At 69.5% G+C, this 13,973-nt stretch carries 18 protein-coding genes and 1 tRNA gene; 6 read left to right on the top strand and 13 right to left on the bottom strand.

Translation table 11 applies throughout. The annotated features are described in order from the left end of the window. Positions 1–24 precede the first annotated feature (24 nt). The 9 genes from DEQ67_RS03065 to DEQ67_RS03025 all read right to left on the bottom strand — a co-directional run bounded on the left by DEQ67_RS03065 (position 25) and on the right by DEQ67_RS03025 (position 7,036). Positions 25–762 carry an adenosylcobinamide amidohydrolase gene (locus tag DEQ67_RS03065; RefSeq protein WP_115860390.1) on the bottom strand — a complete coding sequence of 246 codons (738 nt, stop codon included), beginning with the start codon at positions 760–762 and terminating at the stop codon, positions 25–27. After that, positions 755–1,777: a threonine-phosphate decarboxylase CobD gene (cobD, locus tag DEQ67_RS03060; protein ID WP_115802197.1), complete on the bottom strand. Its 1,023-nt coding sequence runs from the start codon at positions 1,775–1,777 to the stop codon at positions 755–757. Before cobD ends, DEQ67_RS03065 begins: the two co-directional genes overlap by 8 nt. Further along, complete coding sequence (locus tag DEQ67_RS03055) at positions 1,767–2,834, bottom strand: nicotinate-nucleotide--dimethylbenzimidazole phosphoribosyltransferase (RefSeq protein ID WP_115860392.1); 1,068 nt, start codon at positions 2,832–2,834, stop codon at positions 1,767–1,769. Before DEQ67_RS03055 ends, cobD begins: the two co-directional genes overlap by 11 nt. Continuing rightward, complete coding sequence (locus DEQ67_RS03050; RefSeq protein ID WP_004065182.1) at positions 2,825–3,424, bottom strand: GTP--adenosylcobinamide-phosphate guanylyltransferase; 600 nt, start codon at positions 3,422–3,424, stop codon at positions 2,825–2,827. Before DEQ67_RS03050 ends, DEQ67_RS03055 begins: the two co-directional genes overlap by 10 nt. Next, entirely contained in the window at positions 3,424–4,188 is a 765-nt protein-coding gene (gene cobS, locus DEQ67_RS03045) for an adenosylcobinamide-GDP ribazoletransferase (RefSeq protein ID WP_115860394.1), read from the bottom strand. Before cobS ends, DEQ67_RS03050 begins: the two co-directional genes overlap by 1 nt. Continuing rightward, entirely contained in the window at positions 4,179–5,087 is a 909-nt protein-coding gene (locus tag DEQ67_RS03040) for a CobD/CbiB family cobalamin biosynthesis protein (RefSeq protein ID WP_115860396.1), read from the bottom strand. The genes cobS and DEQ67_RS03040 overlap by 10 nt, the downstream gene beginning before the upstream one ends. After that, positions 5,078–5,713, bottom strand: a complete 636-nt coding sequence (locus DEQ67_RS03035) for an HAD family hydrolase (RefSeq protein ID WP_004044348.1) — start codon at positions 5,711–5,713, stop codon at positions 5,078–5,080. The genes DEQ67_RS03040 and DEQ67_RS03035 overlap by 10 nt, the downstream gene beginning before the upstream one ends. A 65-nt stretch (positions 5,714–5,778) precedes the next feature. Beyond that, positions 5,779–6,762 carry an aldo/keto reductase gene (locus DEQ67_RS03030; RefSeq protein ID WP_006600676.1) on the bottom strand — a complete coding sequence of 328 codons (984 nt, stop codon included), beginning with the start codon at positions 6,760–6,762 and terminating at the stop codon, positions 5,779–5,781. Between the two features lie 200 nt (positions 6,763–6,962). After that, positions 6,963–7,036, bottom strand: a tRNA-Tyr gene (locus tag DEQ67_RS03025). A 112-nt stretch (positions 7,037–7,148) separates the two neighbouring features. On the opposite strand from DEQ67_RS03025, the gene DEQ67_RS03020 reads away from it, so the two are divergent. The 3 genes from DEQ67_RS03020 (at position 7,149) to ftsZ (ending at position 9,354) form a co-directional block, all read left to right on the top strand. Further along, positions 7,149–7,751 carry a double zinc ribbon domain-containing protein gene (locus tag DEQ67_RS03020; protein ID WP_008605665.1) on the top strand — a complete coding sequence of 201 codons (603 nt, stop codon included), beginning with the start codon at positions 7,149–7,151 and terminating at the stop codon, positions 7,749–7,751. 212 nt (positions 7,752–7,963) lie between these two features. After that, on the top strand, positions 7,964–8,149 hold the full coding sequence (locus DEQ67_RS03015) for a ribbon-helix-helix domain-containing protein (protein WP_004973176.1): 186 nt from the start codon (positions 7,964–7,966) through the stop codon (positions 8,147–8,149). Between the two features lie 2 nt (positions 8,150–8,151). Next, a complete protein-coding gene (gene ftsZ / locus DEQ67_RS03010; RefSeq protein WP_004044352.1) occupies positions 8,152–9,354 on the top strand; it encodes a cell division protein FtsZ in 1,203 nt (400 codons plus the stop codon). A 179-nt stretch (positions 9,355–9,533) separates the two neighbouring features. On the opposite strand, the gene ncsA is transcribed toward ftsZ, so the two are convergent. Continuing rightward, positions 9,534–10,499 (bottom strand): tRNA 2-thiolation protein NcsA, encoded by a 966-nt coding sequence (gene ncsA / locus DEQ67_RS03005; protein ID WP_008605664.1) that lies wholly within the window; start codon positions 10,497–10,499, stop codon positions 9,534–9,536. 140 nt (positions 10,500–10,639) lie between these two features. On the opposite strand from ncsA, the gene DEQ67_RS03000 reads away from it, so the two are divergent. Continuing rightward, positions 10,640–11,284, top strand: coding sequence for a DUF7095 family protein (locus DEQ67_RS03000; protein ID WP_115860398.1), 645 nt, complete (start codon positions 10,640–10,642; stop codon positions 11,282–11,284). A gap of 60 nt (positions 11,285–11,344) precedes the next feature. On the opposite strand, the gene DEQ67_RS02995 is transcribed toward DEQ67_RS03000, so the two are convergent. Further along, positions 11,345–11,626 (bottom strand): hypothetical protein, encoded by a 282-nt coding sequence (locus tag DEQ67_RS02995; RefSeq protein WP_115860400.1) that lies wholly within the window; start codon positions 11,624–11,626, stop codon positions 11,345–11,347. 75 nt (positions 11,627–11,701) lie between these two features. Here DEQ67_RS02995 and DEQ67_RS02990 point away from each other — a divergent pair, with 75 nt between their 5' ends. Beyond that, entirely contained in the window at positions 11,702–11,917 is a 216-nt protein-coding gene (locus DEQ67_RS02990; RefSeq protein ID WP_004044356.1) for a zinc ribbon domain-containing protein, read from the top strand. 17 nt (positions 11,918–11,934) lie between these two features. Here the strand turns inward: DEQ67_RS02990 and DEQ67_RS02985 are convergent, their stop codons facing one another. After that, the gene (locus tag DEQ67_RS02985; RefSeq protein ID WP_004044357.1) at positions 11,935–12,282 is read right to left on the bottom strand and encodes a winged helix-turn-helix transcriptional regulator; all 348 of its coding nucleotides are present in this window, start codon (positions 12,280–12,282) and stop codon (positions 11,935–11,937) included. Positions 12,283–12,436: 154 nt separating this feature from the next. On the opposite strand from DEQ67_RS02985, the gene DEQ67_RS02980 reads away from it, so the two are divergent. Next, positions 12,437–13,075 (top strand): NAD(P)-dependent oxidoreductase, encoded by a 639-nt coding sequence (locus tag DEQ67_RS02980; RefSeq protein WP_008605661.1) that lies wholly within the window; start codon positions 12,437–12,439, stop codon positions 13,073–13,075. Between the two features lie 63 nt (positions 13,076–13,138). Here the strand turns inward: DEQ67_RS02980 and DEQ67_RS02975 are convergent, their stop codons facing one another. After that, positions 13,139–13,936, bottom strand: a complete 798-nt coding sequence (locus tag DEQ67_RS02975; protein WP_233505989.1) for a class I SAM-dependent methyltransferase — start codon at positions 13,934–13,936, stop codon at positions 13,139–13,141. Between the last annotated feature and the right edge of the window lie 37 nt (positions 13,937–13,973).

The raw sequence follows: 13,973 nt of genomic DNA, 5'->3' as shown, positions 1-13,973 counted from the left end.
GGAAACGCGTTTCGCCGGCGGTTCTCAAATCGGAGCGACGGTCGCGCGGTCGTCAGCGACGACGCCGTAGTTCGCCTCGTCGACGCCCCGCGGTATCGGCCCGGCGTCGTACCGCGAACCGAGGCTCGCGAGCACCGCGTCGCGGACGCAGACCCGGGCCGCGTTGCCGACCTCGGTCGCGCTCCCCGAGAACGTCGCCGGGTCGCCGGCGGGGTCGCACGCGGCGACGACCGCGTCGGTCGTCGTCCCCGGCGCGCCGCAGCGCGCGAGGAGCGTCGCCGCCTTCGCCTCGGCGGCCACGGCGACGAGGTTCGCGAGCGCGCCCGGCTCCAGCGACCGTGTCGTCCCGACGAAGACGTTGACCGTTCCGACCGGGTCGTCTCGGTCGTCTCGGTCGTCGCCGGCCGCCGCGTCAGGCGCGTCCGACGCGTCTCCCCACTCGCGCGGGTCGTCGTCTATCGGGAGTTCCGCCGGATTCGACACGCCCGCGGTGGCGACGACTTCGACCGGGCCGAACCGGGCGCGCCGGGCGTGTTCCTGCCCGACGCCCGTCAGGAGCGTCGGCCCGCGCTCGTCGAAGCCGGCCGCCGAGAGCCGCCGTTCGACGTACGCGTCGAGGTCGGTCTCGGGCCAGCCCTCGGGGACGGTGACGTTGAACGCGGCGTCCGCCCGCGAGTCGCCGCCGGCGTAGCCCGTCGAGAGCCAGCGCGTCTCCGGTCGGGCGAGTCGGCAGACGCCGTCGCGGCGCGCCGTCTCAAACATCGTCGGCGACGGCGGCGAGCGCCCGGAGCAGTTCGTCGTTCTCGTCGGGGCGTTTCACCGCGACGCGGACGTGCGAGTCGAGGGTCGGAAACGTCGTCGCGTCCCGGACGGCGACCCCGCGGTCGCGGGCGGTCTCGACCACCGCGTCGACGTCGCGGTCGCCGACGTCCACGAGGAGAAACGGCGCGTCCGACGGGGACACCGCGAAGGCGTCGGACAGCGTTTCGCGGAGTCGCTCGCGCTCGGCCGAGACGCGCGCTCGCGTTCGCGAGACGAACTCGGCGTCGTCCATGCAGTACGCGCCGACGGCGGCCGCGGGCGTCGAGAGCGACCACGCCCGCCGGGCGACGGCGAGCCGGTCGCCGAGGTCGCCGGTGGCGACGGCGAAGCCGGCGCGGATGCCCGGCAGCCCGAACATCTTCGTCAGCGACCGGGCGACGACGACGCCGGGCTCGCCCGCGAGGCTCGGCTCGTCGGTGAAATCGAGGAACGCTTCGTCGACGACGAGCGTCGTCTCCGCCTCCCGACAGCGCGCCGCGAACGCCCGGAGGTCGTCGGCGGGCGCGAGTTCGCCCGTCGGGTTGTTCGGCGTGCAGACGACCGCGACCGCGTGGTCCGCGGGGTCGGCGTCGAGAATCGCGTCGTGGGCGACCGCCACCGGCTCCGCCCCTTGCAGGCGAATCTCGCGGTCGTACTCCCCGAAGCTCGGTTCGGGGACGAGCGCGGTGTCGCCCGGCGAGAGCGTCACTTCGAACGCGAGTCGCAGGGCTTCGAGGCCGCCGGCGGTCGGCACGACCGCCTCGGGGACACAGCCGACGTAGTCGCCGGCGGCCCCCCGAAAGTCGGCGTAGTCGTCGTCGGGGTAGCGGGTCGAGGCGTCGAACGCCTCGCGGTACACCGCCTCGACGCCGTCGGGGCGCTCGGGGTTCGTGTTCGCGCTGAAGTCGAGAACGGTCGGGTCGGTCGTCCCGCCGTGGGGGACGCGGCTCCCCGCCCGGACGGACTCAGGGTCCATCGTCGATGTCTGCGTCGGCGTCGACGCCGCCAGCGTCGGCTCCGCCGGCGTCGGCCGCCGCGGTTCCGGTTCCGGTCTCGACGGCTTCGGGGTCCAGCGTGGAGAGCACGTCGAGCGTGGCCGCCTCCACGTCGTCGAGGACGCCCATCCGGTCGGCGAGCATGAGCGCGCCGCCCATGCCCGCGCCCTCCTTTGCCTCGCCCGCGTCGTAGCAGTCCAGCGGGTGCGTCTCGAAGCCGGGGTCGGTGACCGTCAGTTCGAGGTCGAACGCCTCGGCGGCGTCGGCCAACTCGGGCACGTCCTCGGCGAGGTACGAGGTCGTGGCGAGCGTCAGGTCGCCGTTCGCGCCGGCGTGGCGAGCGAGCGCGGCGGCCGCGAGCAGTTGGGTCCCGCCGCCGAGCGTCACGTCGATGCCGTTTTCGAGCGCGCCGACGGTGAGGCCGGCGACGACCGGAAGCACCGGGTCGCCGAGGTAGCGGGCGGCGCGCCGGGGTTTGTGAGCCGCGAAGCCGGGTTCGACGTCGCTGGCTTCGAACGCCTCGGCGACGACCTCCTCTTTCAGGCTCGTGGGGTTGTCCGGGAGCGACGACGAGACGGGGAACTCCTCGCCGAGCGCGCGGAACACGGCGAGCGCGGTGGTCGTCCCGCCGGGGACGGTCTCGCCGATGACGAGTTCGTCTTCGGGGAGCGCGAGGCCCATCCGCCGGGCCGCCTCGAACGCGCCGGGCGCTGTCGGGACCGGTTCGCTCTCGCGGATGTCGCGGCCGGGTCGCGCGCCCACGTCGATGGTCGGCGCGGCGCTCGGCTTCGCGAGGCCGGCGTCCACGGTGAGCACGTCGAAGCCGGTGAGCTGCTTGACGGCGCGGGTGACGGCCGCGGGCGTCGGACAGCCCGTCGGACTGACCGGCGTCACCGGCGAGCGGACGGGCTCGCCGTACTCGATGATTTCGGCGTCCGCGCTCGGCGTGTGGCCGACGAGCGACGGCTCCGCGCCGGCGGCGCTGATGCCGGGTATCTTCGCCGTCTCGGTCGTGCCGGCGACGAGGACTACTCGCATCGGTCCTCCGCGAGTTCGATGTCTGTCGGGCGGTTCACGTTGAGTGCCAGTCGGGTGTCTGTGGAGAGGTACATGGTCGAGTGCGTGTCGGTTTCGGTGTCGGTGTCAGTAGGGGTGCCCGCCTCAGCGTCCGCGGGGCCGACGACGCCCAGCCCGGTCGGGCAGACGGCGGTCCCCTCGTGGTCGAAGACGAGCGCGTCGTCGACGCTGGCTCCGAGGTCGCGCTTCAGTTCGACGGGGACGCACGCGGTGGCGGCCCCGCCGTCCGCGGCCGAAACGACCGCGTCGACGTGTTCGGGGGCCACGAGCGGGAGGTCGGAAACGACGGTGACGACCGGCCGGGAGACGCGGGCCAACGCGAACCCGAGGTCGGAGACGTAGCCGTCGCCGGGAGCCTCGATGGGGTCGAGACCGAGGTCGGCGGCGCGCTCGCGGGTGTTCGGCGTGTGCGGCGAGGTGACGGCGCGGACGGTCTCGGCGCTCGACTCGCGGAGCGCCGCCGCGACTCGGTCGAGCATGGGCCGCCCGCAGATGTCCACGAGCGGCTTTTCGACCGGCGCGTCGAGGCGGGTGCCGCGGCCGCCGCACATCACGAGAGCGTCCACGTCACCACCCCCGCGTGGACGGCCGCGGCGCGGGCCAGTTCGTTCGTCGCGCCCAGCAGGTCGCCCGAGACGCCGCCGAGGCGGGCGCGGCCCCACGAGCGAACGAGCAGCGCGACGACCGGCCCGCAGCAGAGCGCCGCGACGACGGCGGGGCCGCCCGTGACCGGCGCGAGCGCGACGACCGGGAGACAGGCCACGGCGACGGCGAGCAGCCCCGACGGACTGTTCTCGCCGACGAGCGCCGAGCCGAGTCCCTCGTGGGCGGGCGCGCCGAGACAGACCAGCGTCGCCATGCCGGCTTTCGCGCCGACCTCGGCGGCGAGCGCGATTGCGACGGCGGCCGTGAGGCCGACGCGACCGCCCGCACCGGCGAGGCCGAACGCGCCGAGCGCGAGGACGACGAGCGTCAGCCCGAACGCGAGCAGGCCGCCGACGCCCGTCTGCGAATCCTTCAAGACCGACAGCCGGCGGTCGGCGTCGCCGTGGACGACCGCGGCGTCACCGAGATCCGCGAGGCCGTCGGCGTGGGTGACGCCCGTCACGAGATACAGCGTCACGAGGTACAGCGCGGCCGCGGTCGGAATCGGCAACGGGAGCAACAACGGGAGCGCGGCCAGCGCGCCGACGACGTAGCCGGCGAGCGGAAACGCCACGGGCGCGCGCCTGAAGGCGTCCCAGTTCGCCTCGTCGCCGCCGACCGGGAGGCGAGTGAGGAAGCCGAGCGCGCCGCGGAGGGCGGTCAGAACCACGCGACCACCCCCGCGACGGCGAACGCGAGGAGGCCGGCCCGCGAGACGAGTCGGACGCCCCGCGCGGCGGTCGCCGCGTCGGGAGCCTCGGGCCCCCCGTCGAGCAGGTAGTGCCCGGGCTTTTCCAGTCGCGTCTCGAGCAGGACCGCGAGCGTCGCCATCGGCCACCCCGAGTTGGGCGACGACGGTCGTCGCGCCAACCCGCCGACCCGCGTCACCGTGGCCGGCGCGCCGGCGACGACGGCCAGTAAGACGGCCGCGACGCGCGCCGGAAGCCACATCACCGCGTCGTCGAGGTGGGCCGGGACGCGGCCGACCGGCTTGTGTCGGTAGCCGAGCATCGAGTCGAGCGTGTTGACGCCCTTCACCCACGCGGCCGCGCCGACCGCGAGCGGGAGCGAGACGGGCGCGAAGAGCGTAAACGCGAGCAACGGGGCGACGAGGCCGTCGGCGAGGTTCTCGGCGGCGCTCTCGACGGCGGCGCTCCGGATATCGGCCGCCGACAGCGACGACGGGTCGCGCCCGGCCAGCGCCCGGAGTTCGTACCGGGCGGTATCGAGGTCGGATTCGTCCGCCGTAGCCGAGACGACCGCCGCGGCCGCGTCGAGGAGCATCCGGAGGCTCGTGGTCGAAAACAGCGCGAGCGCCGCGACGGCCGCGCCGAGCCACGGCGAGACGAGCGTCGCGCCCCACGTCACAGCCGCAGTGACGCCCGCGGCGAGCGCCGGAAGCGCGACGGCTGCGACCGCGCCGACGAGCGTCGGACGGGACCACTCGCGGTCGACGGGCGAGACGAGTCGGCCGAACAGCGCGACCGGGTGGACGCGCGCCGGCGGTTCGGCGAACCCTCGGTCCAGCGCCGCGGCGGCGACGACGGCGGCCGCGGCGGTCACGGGCACGGGTCCTCCCCGGCTCGCAGCCTCGCCGCGACCGATTCGAGCGTCGTCTCCCGGAGGTTCACGAACCGGCCGCCGACCGCCTCGATACCGCCGTCTGCGTCCGGGTCGTCGCCGACGTGGAGCAACTCGGCCGCGTCGACCCCGAGGCCGCGGGCCGCCGCCTCGAACGCCTGCCGGTGGGGTTTCCGCCAGCCGCAGGCGACGCTCGTCGTGATGTCGTCGAAGCCGCGCCGGTCGAGGTCCGACCGGATGAGCGTCCGCGCGACGAGTTCGGGGACCGAACAGTTCGAGAGGAGGCCGACCGCGCCGGCCTCGCGGGCAGCCGCGACCGCGTCGACCGCGCCGGGACGGGTCGTCACCTCGGGGTCGAACGCCGTGATGACCGCGCGCCGCGCGGCGTTGTCCGGCGAGTCGACGCCCCGAGACCGGAGGGCTGCGGCGACGTGCGCCGGAAGCGGGACCTCCGCGCCCTCGGGCGCGTCGATGTGAACCTCGCGGTAGGCGTCGTCCCAGTCGTCGGGGACGGCGACGCCGTACTCGCGGAGCGCGTCCGCGACCGCCGAACCGGGGTCTGACGGGTACTCGGCGTCGACGAGCGTGCCGAAGAGGTCGAACGTGACTGCCACTAGAATTTCATTGGCGAAACTGTACTTGAATATAGCGAAGCGGGGGGTTCGGCCGCGGTCTCAGGTCACCACCGATGGTGGACGTGCTCTCGCGCGTACGCGTTGTACACTTCTTCGACGCGCTCGAACTGGTCTGCTGACAGCGGTGGGAGCGACGCCGCGGCGACGTTATCGCGGATGTGTTCCGGCGTCTTCGACCCGGGAATGACGGTGCTCACGGCGTCGAACGAGAGAATCCAGCGGAGCGTGAACTGCGCGAGCGAGACGCCCTCGGGGACGACCTCCTGTATCGAATCCGCGGCTTCGAGACCGTCTTCGAACGGGATTCCGGCGAACGTCTCGCCCACGTCGAACGCCTCGCCGTGTCGGTTGAAGTTCCGGTGGTCGTTCTCGGCAAACTCTGCGTCTGCGGAGAGCGCGCCGGTGAGCAGCCCCGACGCGAGCGGGACGCGAACGATGACGCCGACGTTCCGGCGCGCCGCCTCCCGGAAGAACAGCTCTGCGGGTCGCTGTCGAAGCGGGTTGAAGATTATCTGTACCGTCTCCACGCCGTCGTACTCGATGGCCTTGAGCCCCTCTTCGACCTTCTCGACGCTCACGCCGTAGTGGTCGATTTTCCCGGCGTCGCGGAGCTCCGACAGGGCATCGAACACCTCGGGCTGGTAGTACACCTCTCGCGGCGGGCAGTGAAGTTGGACGAGGTCGAGCGAGTCGACGCCGAGGTTGTCCCGGCTCCGGTCCACGAACCGTTCGAGGTTCTCGCGGTTGTAGCCGTCGGCCTCGTGGGGGTCGAGCCGCCGCCCCGCCTTGGTGGCGACGGTGACGTCGTCGTCGCGGTCCGCGAGCACGTCGCCGATGCGGCGCTCGCTGTCGCCGTCGCCGTACACGTCCGCGGTGTCGAGGAAGTCGATGCCCGCGTCGAGCGCCGCCTCGATGGCGTCGTACGCCTCATCGTCGGTCACCGAGCCCCAACTGCCGCCGAGCTGCCACGTCCCCAGCGCGATTTCGGAAACGTCGAATCCGGTCGTGCCGAGCGGTCGAGAATCCATGCCGTTTGCTTCCGAACAGACGGGGGTAAATCACGGGGTCGCGGCGAGATATACTCCGATTGTTCGTGAGGGTCTGAGGCGACGGAACGGGGGACACTACGGGACGGAATCAACGAGGGCCGTTCCCCGATTTGAACTCACTCGCAACGCGTTGCGTTGCTCGTTGCTCAAACCGGCTCGACCGGATTTTGCAAGCAAAATCCGCTCTCCCCGATTTGAACGGGGGACAAGCCGATCTACAGTCGGCTGCTCTGCCAGGCTGAGCTAAGAGCGGTCACCGATTCGTATCCGGTCGACGCGTTTAACCATTATCATTCTCGCTGCCGCGTGTGCTGTGTGTCAGACAGGTGCGAACATTGATATGCCGCCGAGATAATCCCGGAGTAATGAGTAAAATCACGTTCCGCGCCGACGACGCCCTCGTCGAGCGCTTGGACCGCCTCGACACCTCGAAAAGCGAGGTGATGCGCGAGGCCCTCCGCCAGTACCTCGACGAACTGGAACGTGACGACGGCGCGGACGCCGCGGACGACGCGTCCGACACCGCCGGTCTCGACGGCGCGCTCTCCGCGCGGGTCGAGGAACTCGTCGACGAGCGACTGGACGAACGGCTCCCGGCGCTCGTCGAGGAAGCCGCGGCGGCCCGCGAGTCCGAGCGTCCGACGCCCTCCGACCTGAACGTCAACATCAACGTCGATGGTTCGAACGGCGAATCTCGCGTAAACGCGGGTGTCGACACCGAATCGACCCCGAGTACGGTTCGTAAGACACGGGACGAACTGGAGTCCGGCGACGCGGACGACCCCGACATGACCTGTGGCCAATGTGGCGAATCCGTGGGTCCAGACCATGTTTACTGCCCGAACTGCGGTGAAAAGACGTCCCACCGCGTGTTCTGCGAGTGCGGCGACGAACTCCGCTCGGACTGGGCGTTCTGCCCCGACTGCGGCCGTCGGACGCCCGCGGCCGACGTTCTGGAACAAGCATAACCGGCGATTAAAGCCCCCTATACGGGATATTCAGCCTCTGTCTTACAACCGCCGTTACATTTATATTCTATCCCTCTGTGGTGATTATCGCGTAAGACGGTTGTCTTACAGCCACCCGACGGCGGCCCGTATCCCGGCGTCGTCCGTCGGTTTTCGGGTGTAAGACACTCGCACACGAGTGCGGCGCGCCGTCTTACCGGGGGAATGTAAACATGGAGCGTGTGACACTACGAATTCCGAAGCAGCAAATCGAGGAGGTCGAGCGGATGGTCGAGACGGGAGAGTTCCCGAACCGATCCGAAGCCATCCGTTCCGCCGTTCGCGATATGCTCAATGAACAGACGACCGACAAGCGACAGCGCGAATCTACCAGCAAGCGCGGCTGGGCAAAGGTGTAACTATGCAGGATATCGTTCGCGAGGCGATGGAACGGGACGAGGCCGAGCGTCAGACGCAGTCGTCGCTCGAAGACAGCGACGACCAGTTCGGTGACCCGCGAATCGTCATCGTCGGTGCCGGTGGTGCTGGCAACAACACCATCAACCGCCTGTACAACATCGGTGTCGAGGGGGCCGACACGGTCGCCATCAACACCGACAAGCAGCACCTGAAGATGATCGAAGCGGACACGAAAATCCTCGTCGGGAAGTCCCTGACGCAGGGTCTCGGCGCCGGTGGTGACCCGTCGATGGGTGAGCGCGCGACCGAGATGGCACAGGGCACGATCAAAGACGTGCTCGGCGACGCCGACCTCGTGTTCGTCACCGCGGGGATGGGCGGTGGCACCGGGACCGGTGCGGCCCCCGTCGTCGCGAAGATCGCAAAGGAGCAGGGCGCAATCGTCGTGGGCATGGTCTCGACCCCGTTCAACGTCGAGCGCGCCCGCACGGTCAAGGCCGAGGAGGGACTCGAAAACCTCCGCAACGAGGCCGACTCCATCATCGTGCTGGACAACAACCGCCTCCTCGATTACGTCCCGAACCTGCCCATCGGCAAGGCGTTCTCGGTCATGGACCAGATTATCGCCGAGACCGTCAAGGGCATCTCGGAGACCATCACGCAGCCGTCCCTCATCAACCTCGACTACGCCGACATGTCGACCATCATGAATCAGGGCGGTGTCGCGGTGATGCTCGTCGGCGAGACCCAAGACAAAAACAAGACCCAAGAGGTGGTCAACGACGCGATGAACCACCCGCTTTTGGACGTGGACTACCGCGGTGCGTCCGGTGGCCTCGTCCACATCACGGGCGGCCCCGACCTCACGCTGAAGGAGGCCGAGGGAATCGCGAGCAACATCACCGAACGGCTGGAAGCCGCCGCGAACGTCATCTGGGGCGCTCGCATCCAGGACGAGTACAAGGGGAAAGTCCGCGTCATGGCCATCATGACGGGCGTCCAGTCCGCGCAGGTGCTCGGCCCCTCGACCCAGAAGCAGGCCGACAAGTCGCGTCAGAGCATCCAGTCCCGAGAGTCACAACAGCAGCACTCGGGTTCGGAGTTCGATAGCTCGGAGCGAGCCCAGACGGCCCAGAGCGGCACGTGGTCCGACGGCGGCCGCGACGAAGTCGAGAAGAACAACGGTCTCGACGTCATCCGGTAACGCCCTGTCCGACCCGCGCGGACGCCGCCGCGCCCGTCGGGTTTCGTGGGTTCTTTTTCGCTGACGTGGATTTCTTCGACCGCGAGCGTCGCCGCCGATTCGGTCGACGCGACCGCACCCGGTTCTGTCTGACCCGTAAGACGCGTCAGAAAACGAGTTTCGTGTCGTTCCGTAGCCGCTCAGACCGCTTCTATCGACTCGATGAGTCGGCACTTCCGACAGACGTCGCCGGCGGTTTTCGACCCGCAGCGCTCGCAGTCGTTGAGGTCGACGCGACCCTCGCCGCGGTACTCGCGGGCGGTCAGTTCGGCCAACTCCTCGTAGCCCGCCATGATGGAATGTCGGGTGCCGGGGTGGTTCTCTTCGAGTTTCAACAACAACTGCTGAATCTCGCCGCGGTAGGCCTCAGAAGAATGCGGACACTCGGTGATGTGCGCCGGGAGGTCCTTCAGGTGGGCGTAGAGCGCGACTTCCTTTTCGGGCACGTCGCGCAGCGGCTTGGCCCGCGGGATGAACTCGCCGGCGTCGCGACGCTTTTCGAAGTCACCGATGCTGGCGTCGAAGTGCTTTGCGACCTGCTTGAGGTCGCCCTCGAAGAAGTTCATGAGCGCCGTCTGCGCCTCGTCGTCGAGGTTGTGCCCCGTGAGCAGTTTGTCCGCGCCGAGTTCGTCGGCGAAGCGTTCGAGCAGGTCGCGGCGGAACACCCCGCAGTAGGCGCAGGCGGCCATGTTCTCGGGGTCCTTCTCGACCACGTCGTCCATCTGGACGCCGAACTCGTCCTCGTAGGTGGCCAGTTCGTGGTGGATGTCGAGGTCCTCCGCGAGTTCGACGCAGGCGTCGACGGACTTGTCGCGGTAGCCCTCGATGCCCTCGTGGATGGTGAGGGCGACGAGTTCGATGCGCGGGTCGCGCCCGAACGTGTCGTCGAGGATGTGTGTGAGGACGACGCTGTCTTTGCCGCCGGACAGCCCGATAACCCACGTCTGTGGGTTCTCGGGACTGGCGTCTCGTGGGAGCATGTTGTCCTCGCGGATGCGGCGGCGCACGCGTTTCTCGACCGAGGCGCAGAAGTGGTCGTCGCAGAGGTGGGCCCCGGAGTAGGCCGCGTGCATCACCGCGTCGCGGCCGCACTTGTCGCACTCCATTGCCGGTCGGTTGCCCGGCAGGAGGGATACGGGTTTCGCCTCGGGGCGACCGCGGCGTCGCTCGCGCGCCCGGCGGCTCGACCGCACTCGGTCACGCTCGGTCGCAACCGGTTTGACCCTCCGAACCCCACGGACAGTCGATGGACAGAGACGCCGCCCTCGACTGCGTCGACGCCGTCGTCGACGCCGTCGAGTCCGAGACGCTCCCCGTCCCGGTCCGCGAGGTGTGGGTCTACGGCGACGTGGCGCTCGGTCTCGACCCCCTCGACCGACTCGACGTGTACGTGACGAAAGACATCCTCCTCCGCGGCGACCCCGACGCGGCCGAATCGTTCGAGCGGTCCCACGGCGTGAAGGGCGTCGGCAAGAGCGTCCGCGCCGAGTGGGCGCGCGAACACCCCGACCTGCTGCGAGCCAACGCGAACGGCTACGCGGCCCCCGAGAAGTGTCTCGCCGCCCACCTGCTCCCCGACGACGAACCGGTCCACCTCGAAGTGTGTAACGCCTCCTTCGAGGACAACGTCACCCAGCGGCTGAAAGGCGCGGTCGAACGCGAGGCCTACGAGCAGATTCTCGACCCCCGCGGCGTCTGTCTCTACGCCGACGGCCAGCGCTCGTCGGACGCGATGTCGAAGCTCCGAAACGGCGAGTTCGCCTTCCCGACGCTCTCGGGCGCGCTGGAGATGCTCGGACTGGAGGACGACGATGCCGAGACGGCAGTCGAGGCGATGCGGGCCTATCGGGCCGAACAGACCGGCACGTCGGTCCGCGGCGACGTGGTCTGAGGCCGGAGTCGAGTCGAGGCCGCGACGACTCGAAGTCGAAACCGAGTCAGAGCCGCCCGGCTACCAGTCGCGGTCGCCGTCGCGGTTGCGGCCGCGGTCGTCGGTGCGGCCGGCGTCGGGGCCGAACTCGTCGCCGCGGCCGCCTCCGCTCGGGCGTCGGTCGGTCCCTCGGCCGCGTTGTTCGTTGTAGCGCCGCCCCTCGTCGCGGGCGCGACGCTCCGCCTCCTCGCGACTCATCGTCGGCGGGTCGCGCGTCTCGGCTTGAATCCCGGCGTAGAGGGCGACTGCGGCACCGATACTGAGGAGGGCGAAGAGGAAGAACACGAGACCACCGACGGACATGTGCGTACTCGCGAACGCGAGAAAGGAAGTGGTTTCGGAGGTACATTTTTCACCGGGGTAGTTCAACGGTTCAACATGAGCCCTCCACCAAGCGCCGACCGAGACGGCTGTCCGAAATGCGGCCACTCCGAGACCGAAATCGACTCCATCGCAACCACGGGAGGCGGCCTCTCGAAAATGTTCGACATCCAGAACCGGCAGTTCACCGTCGTCTCGTGTGCGAACTGCGGCTACTCCGAACTCTACCGCGGTCAGTCGAGCGGGAACTTCGTCGACCTGTTCCTCGGCTGACTACCGGCCGAGCCCGCTTACGACTCCGCACCGCCGTCCTCGGACATCCATTTTTCGCCCCACTCGGAGATGTCGTCGAACGCCGGGAGCAGTTCCTCGCCTTTCTGCGTGAGCGAGTAGTACACCGCGATGGGACTGCCGTCTTCGACCTCCCGCTCGACGTAGCCCAACTCTTGGAGGTCGTCCAGCACGCGAGAGAGCGTCTGGGAGTTCGCGCCCGTCGCGCGCTTGAGTTCGTTGAACCGGAGGTCGCCCTCGCGCAGTACGTGGATGACCGTCATCCGCCACCGCGAGCCGATTTCTTCGAGCGTCTTGATGACCGGACACTGTTCGTACTTCGCTTCGAGGTTCTGGTGCGGTGACATCGACGTGACCTACTCACACCGAGGTTCGCTTAACTATATTAAACTCACTCTCCTTGACCAAGTATGACGATGTAACCGCATCGTCGCGGCGAACCGGACGACGAACACGACGCACGAACACCCACACCCACACCCACACCCACACCATCTCATCATGAACGTACTCCTCCTCGGTGCGAGCGGCCGAATCGGCACGCGAATCGCCAACGAACTCCTGAACCGCGGGCACGCGGTGACCGGCGTCTCCCGAAGCGGCGAAATCGACGGCGTCGACGACCCCGACTTCTCGGCGGTCGCCGGCGACGCGACCGACGCCGACCAAATCGCGCGACTCGCCGCGGGCCACGACGCGGTCGCCTCCGCGCTCGGCCCGAGCGACGGCGAGTCGCCCGAGGTCCTCGTCGAGATGCTCGACGCCGTCGTCGACGGGATGCGCCGCGCCTCGGTCGACCGCCTCGTCTGGACCGGCGGCGCGGGCATCCTGAACGTCGGCCCCGACACGCGACTCATCGACTCGCCGGAGTTCCCCGAGGAATGGAAGCCCGTCGCCAGCGCCGCCATCGAGGCGTACGGCCTGCTCGAAGACGCCGACGACTTGGAGTGGACCTACGTCGCGCCCGCGGCGTTCATCGAACCCGGCGAGCGCACCGGCGAGTTCCGAACCGCGCGCGGCGAACTCGTCGCCGACGAGGACGGCGAAAGCCGCATCTCCATGGAGGACTTCGCAATCGCCTTCGCTGACGAACTGGAGAGCGGCGACGCCGTCCACGAACAGCTCGCGGTCGGCTACTGAGCAGACAGTCTCGTTTTTCGGCCGGCGACTCGGCCATCGGTTCGGCCCGTCGAACAGGCCCGACTACACTCGCCCCGTCGTCACGTCGAACGGGACGACCTCGGCCCGACGGTACTCGCCGTCTCGAATCTGCTGGACGACCTCGCGGCCCATCTCTCGCCACTCGCGGCGGACGGACTCGTAGGAGTCGTCGTCGAGTCCCCGACGGAGGTCGGCCTCGTGGCGGTCCAACCCCTCGCCGGTCGCCTTCTTCGCCGCGCTCCGAACGTCGTGGTCGTCGTACGGCGGCTCGGTCAGCTTGCGGTGGTGGTACCGGCGAGTCCCCACGACCGACAGGCCGGCGTCGTCGAACAGCCCGCGGACGCGGTCGCCGAGCGCCACGTCGGTCGCCACGCCGTCGCGGAAGGCGTCTCTGACGCGGCGGTCGAGCGCGGCCTCGGATTCGACGGTCGAGTCGACGCCGACGGCGGCGTTGTCGGGTTCGACCGTCGCCACGAGGTCCGACGAAACGCGGGCGAACTCCGAGAGGGCCGCTGTCGGCTCGGGGAGGTTCACGAGGAGCGCCTGACAGACGACCAAATCGAAGCTGCCTGCGGCGAAGGGAAGCCGGGTCGCGTCGCCGGCGACCGTCTCGATGCCGGCGCGGTCGGCGGCGACAGAAAGCAGGTCGGTGTCGGCGTCGACGCCGACGACGCGGGCGTCCGAGGCCTCCGCGAGGACGCGCGTGAACTCGCCGGTCCCGCAGCCCACATCGAGGATGCGGGTCCGCCCGCCGAGGTCGAGGTCCCCGAGGGCCGCGCGGGAGTCGTCCCACATACCGTCTCGCGTCCGCCGGAGGTACGATTCGGAGAAACGTCGCACACGCGGAGTCGGGCGTGGCGACCCAAAAAACAGTCGG

This window comes from Haloferax sp. Atlit-48N (genome assembly GCF_003383015.2).
Taxonomy (GTDB): domain Archaea; phylum Halobacteriota; class Halobacteria; order Halobacteriales; family Haloferacaceae; genus Haloferax; species Haloferax volcanii.
Note: the sequence above shows the minus strand (reverse complement) of the source record. Positions and strands in the feature narration are given on the sequence as shown.

What these genes read in the sequence shown, in the direction of transcription:
- DEQ67_RS03065 (WP_115860390.1), bottom strand. Translation starts at nt 762, where the DNA reads ATGTTTGAGACGGCGCGCCGCGACGGCGTCTGCCGACTCGCCCGACCG.
- cobD (WP_115802197.1), bottom strand. Translation starts at nt 1,777, where the DNA reads ATGGACCCTGAGTCCGTCCGGGCGGGGAGCCGCGTCCCCCACGGCGGG.
- DEQ67_RS03055 (WP_115860392.1), bottom strand. Translation starts at nt 2,834, where the DNA reads ATGCGAGTAGTCCTCGTCGCCGGCACGACCGAGACGGCGAAGATACCC.
- DEQ67_RS03050 (WP_004065182.1), bottom strand. Translation starts at nt 3,424, where the DNA reads ATGTGCGGCGGCCGCGGCACCCGCCTCGACGCGCCGGTCGAAAAGCCG.
- DEQ67_RS03030 (WP_006600676.1), bottom strand. Translation starts at nt 6,762, where the DNA reads ATGGATTCTCGACCGCTCGGCACGACCGGATTCGACGTTTCCGAAATC.
- DEQ67_RS03020 (WP_008605665.1), top strand. Translation starts at nt 7,149, where the DNA reads ATGAGTAAAATCACGTTCCGCGCCGACGACGCCCTCGTCGAGCGCTTG.
- DEQ67_RS03015 (WP_004973176.1), top strand. Translation starts at nt 7,964, where the DNA reads ATGGAGCGTGTGACACTACGAATTCCGAAGCAGCAAATCGAGGAGGTC.
- ftsZ (WP_004044352.1), top strand. Translation starts at nt 8,152, where the DNA reads ATGCAGGATATCGTTCGCGAGGCGATGGAACGGGACGAGGCCGAGCGT.
- ncsA (WP_008605664.1), bottom strand. Translation starts at nt 10,499, where the DNA reads ATGGAGTGCGACAAGTGCGGCCGCGACGCGGTGATGCACGCGGCCTAC.
- DEQ67_RS03000 (WP_115860398.1), top strand. Translation starts at nt 10,640, where the DNA reads ATGGACAGAGACGCCGCCCTCGACTGCGTCGACGCCGTCGTCGACGCC.
- DEQ67_RS02995 (WP_115860400.1), bottom strand. Translation starts at nt 11,626, where the DNA reads ATGTCCGTCGGTGGTCTCGTGTTCTTCCTCTTCGCCCTCCTCAGTATC.
- DEQ67_RS02990 (WP_004044356.1), top strand. Translation starts at nt 11,702, where the DNA reads ATGAGCCCTCCACCAAGCGCCGACCGAGACGGCTGTCCGAAATGCGGC.
- DEQ67_RS02985 (WP_004044357.1), bottom strand. Translation starts at nt 12,282, where the DNA reads ATGTCACCGCACCAGAACCTCGAAGCGAAGTACGAACAGTGTCCGGTC.
- DEQ67_RS02980 (WP_008605661.1), top strand. Translation starts at nt 12,437, where the DNA reads ATGAACGTACTCCTCCTCGGTGCGAGCGGCCGAATCGGCACGCGAATC.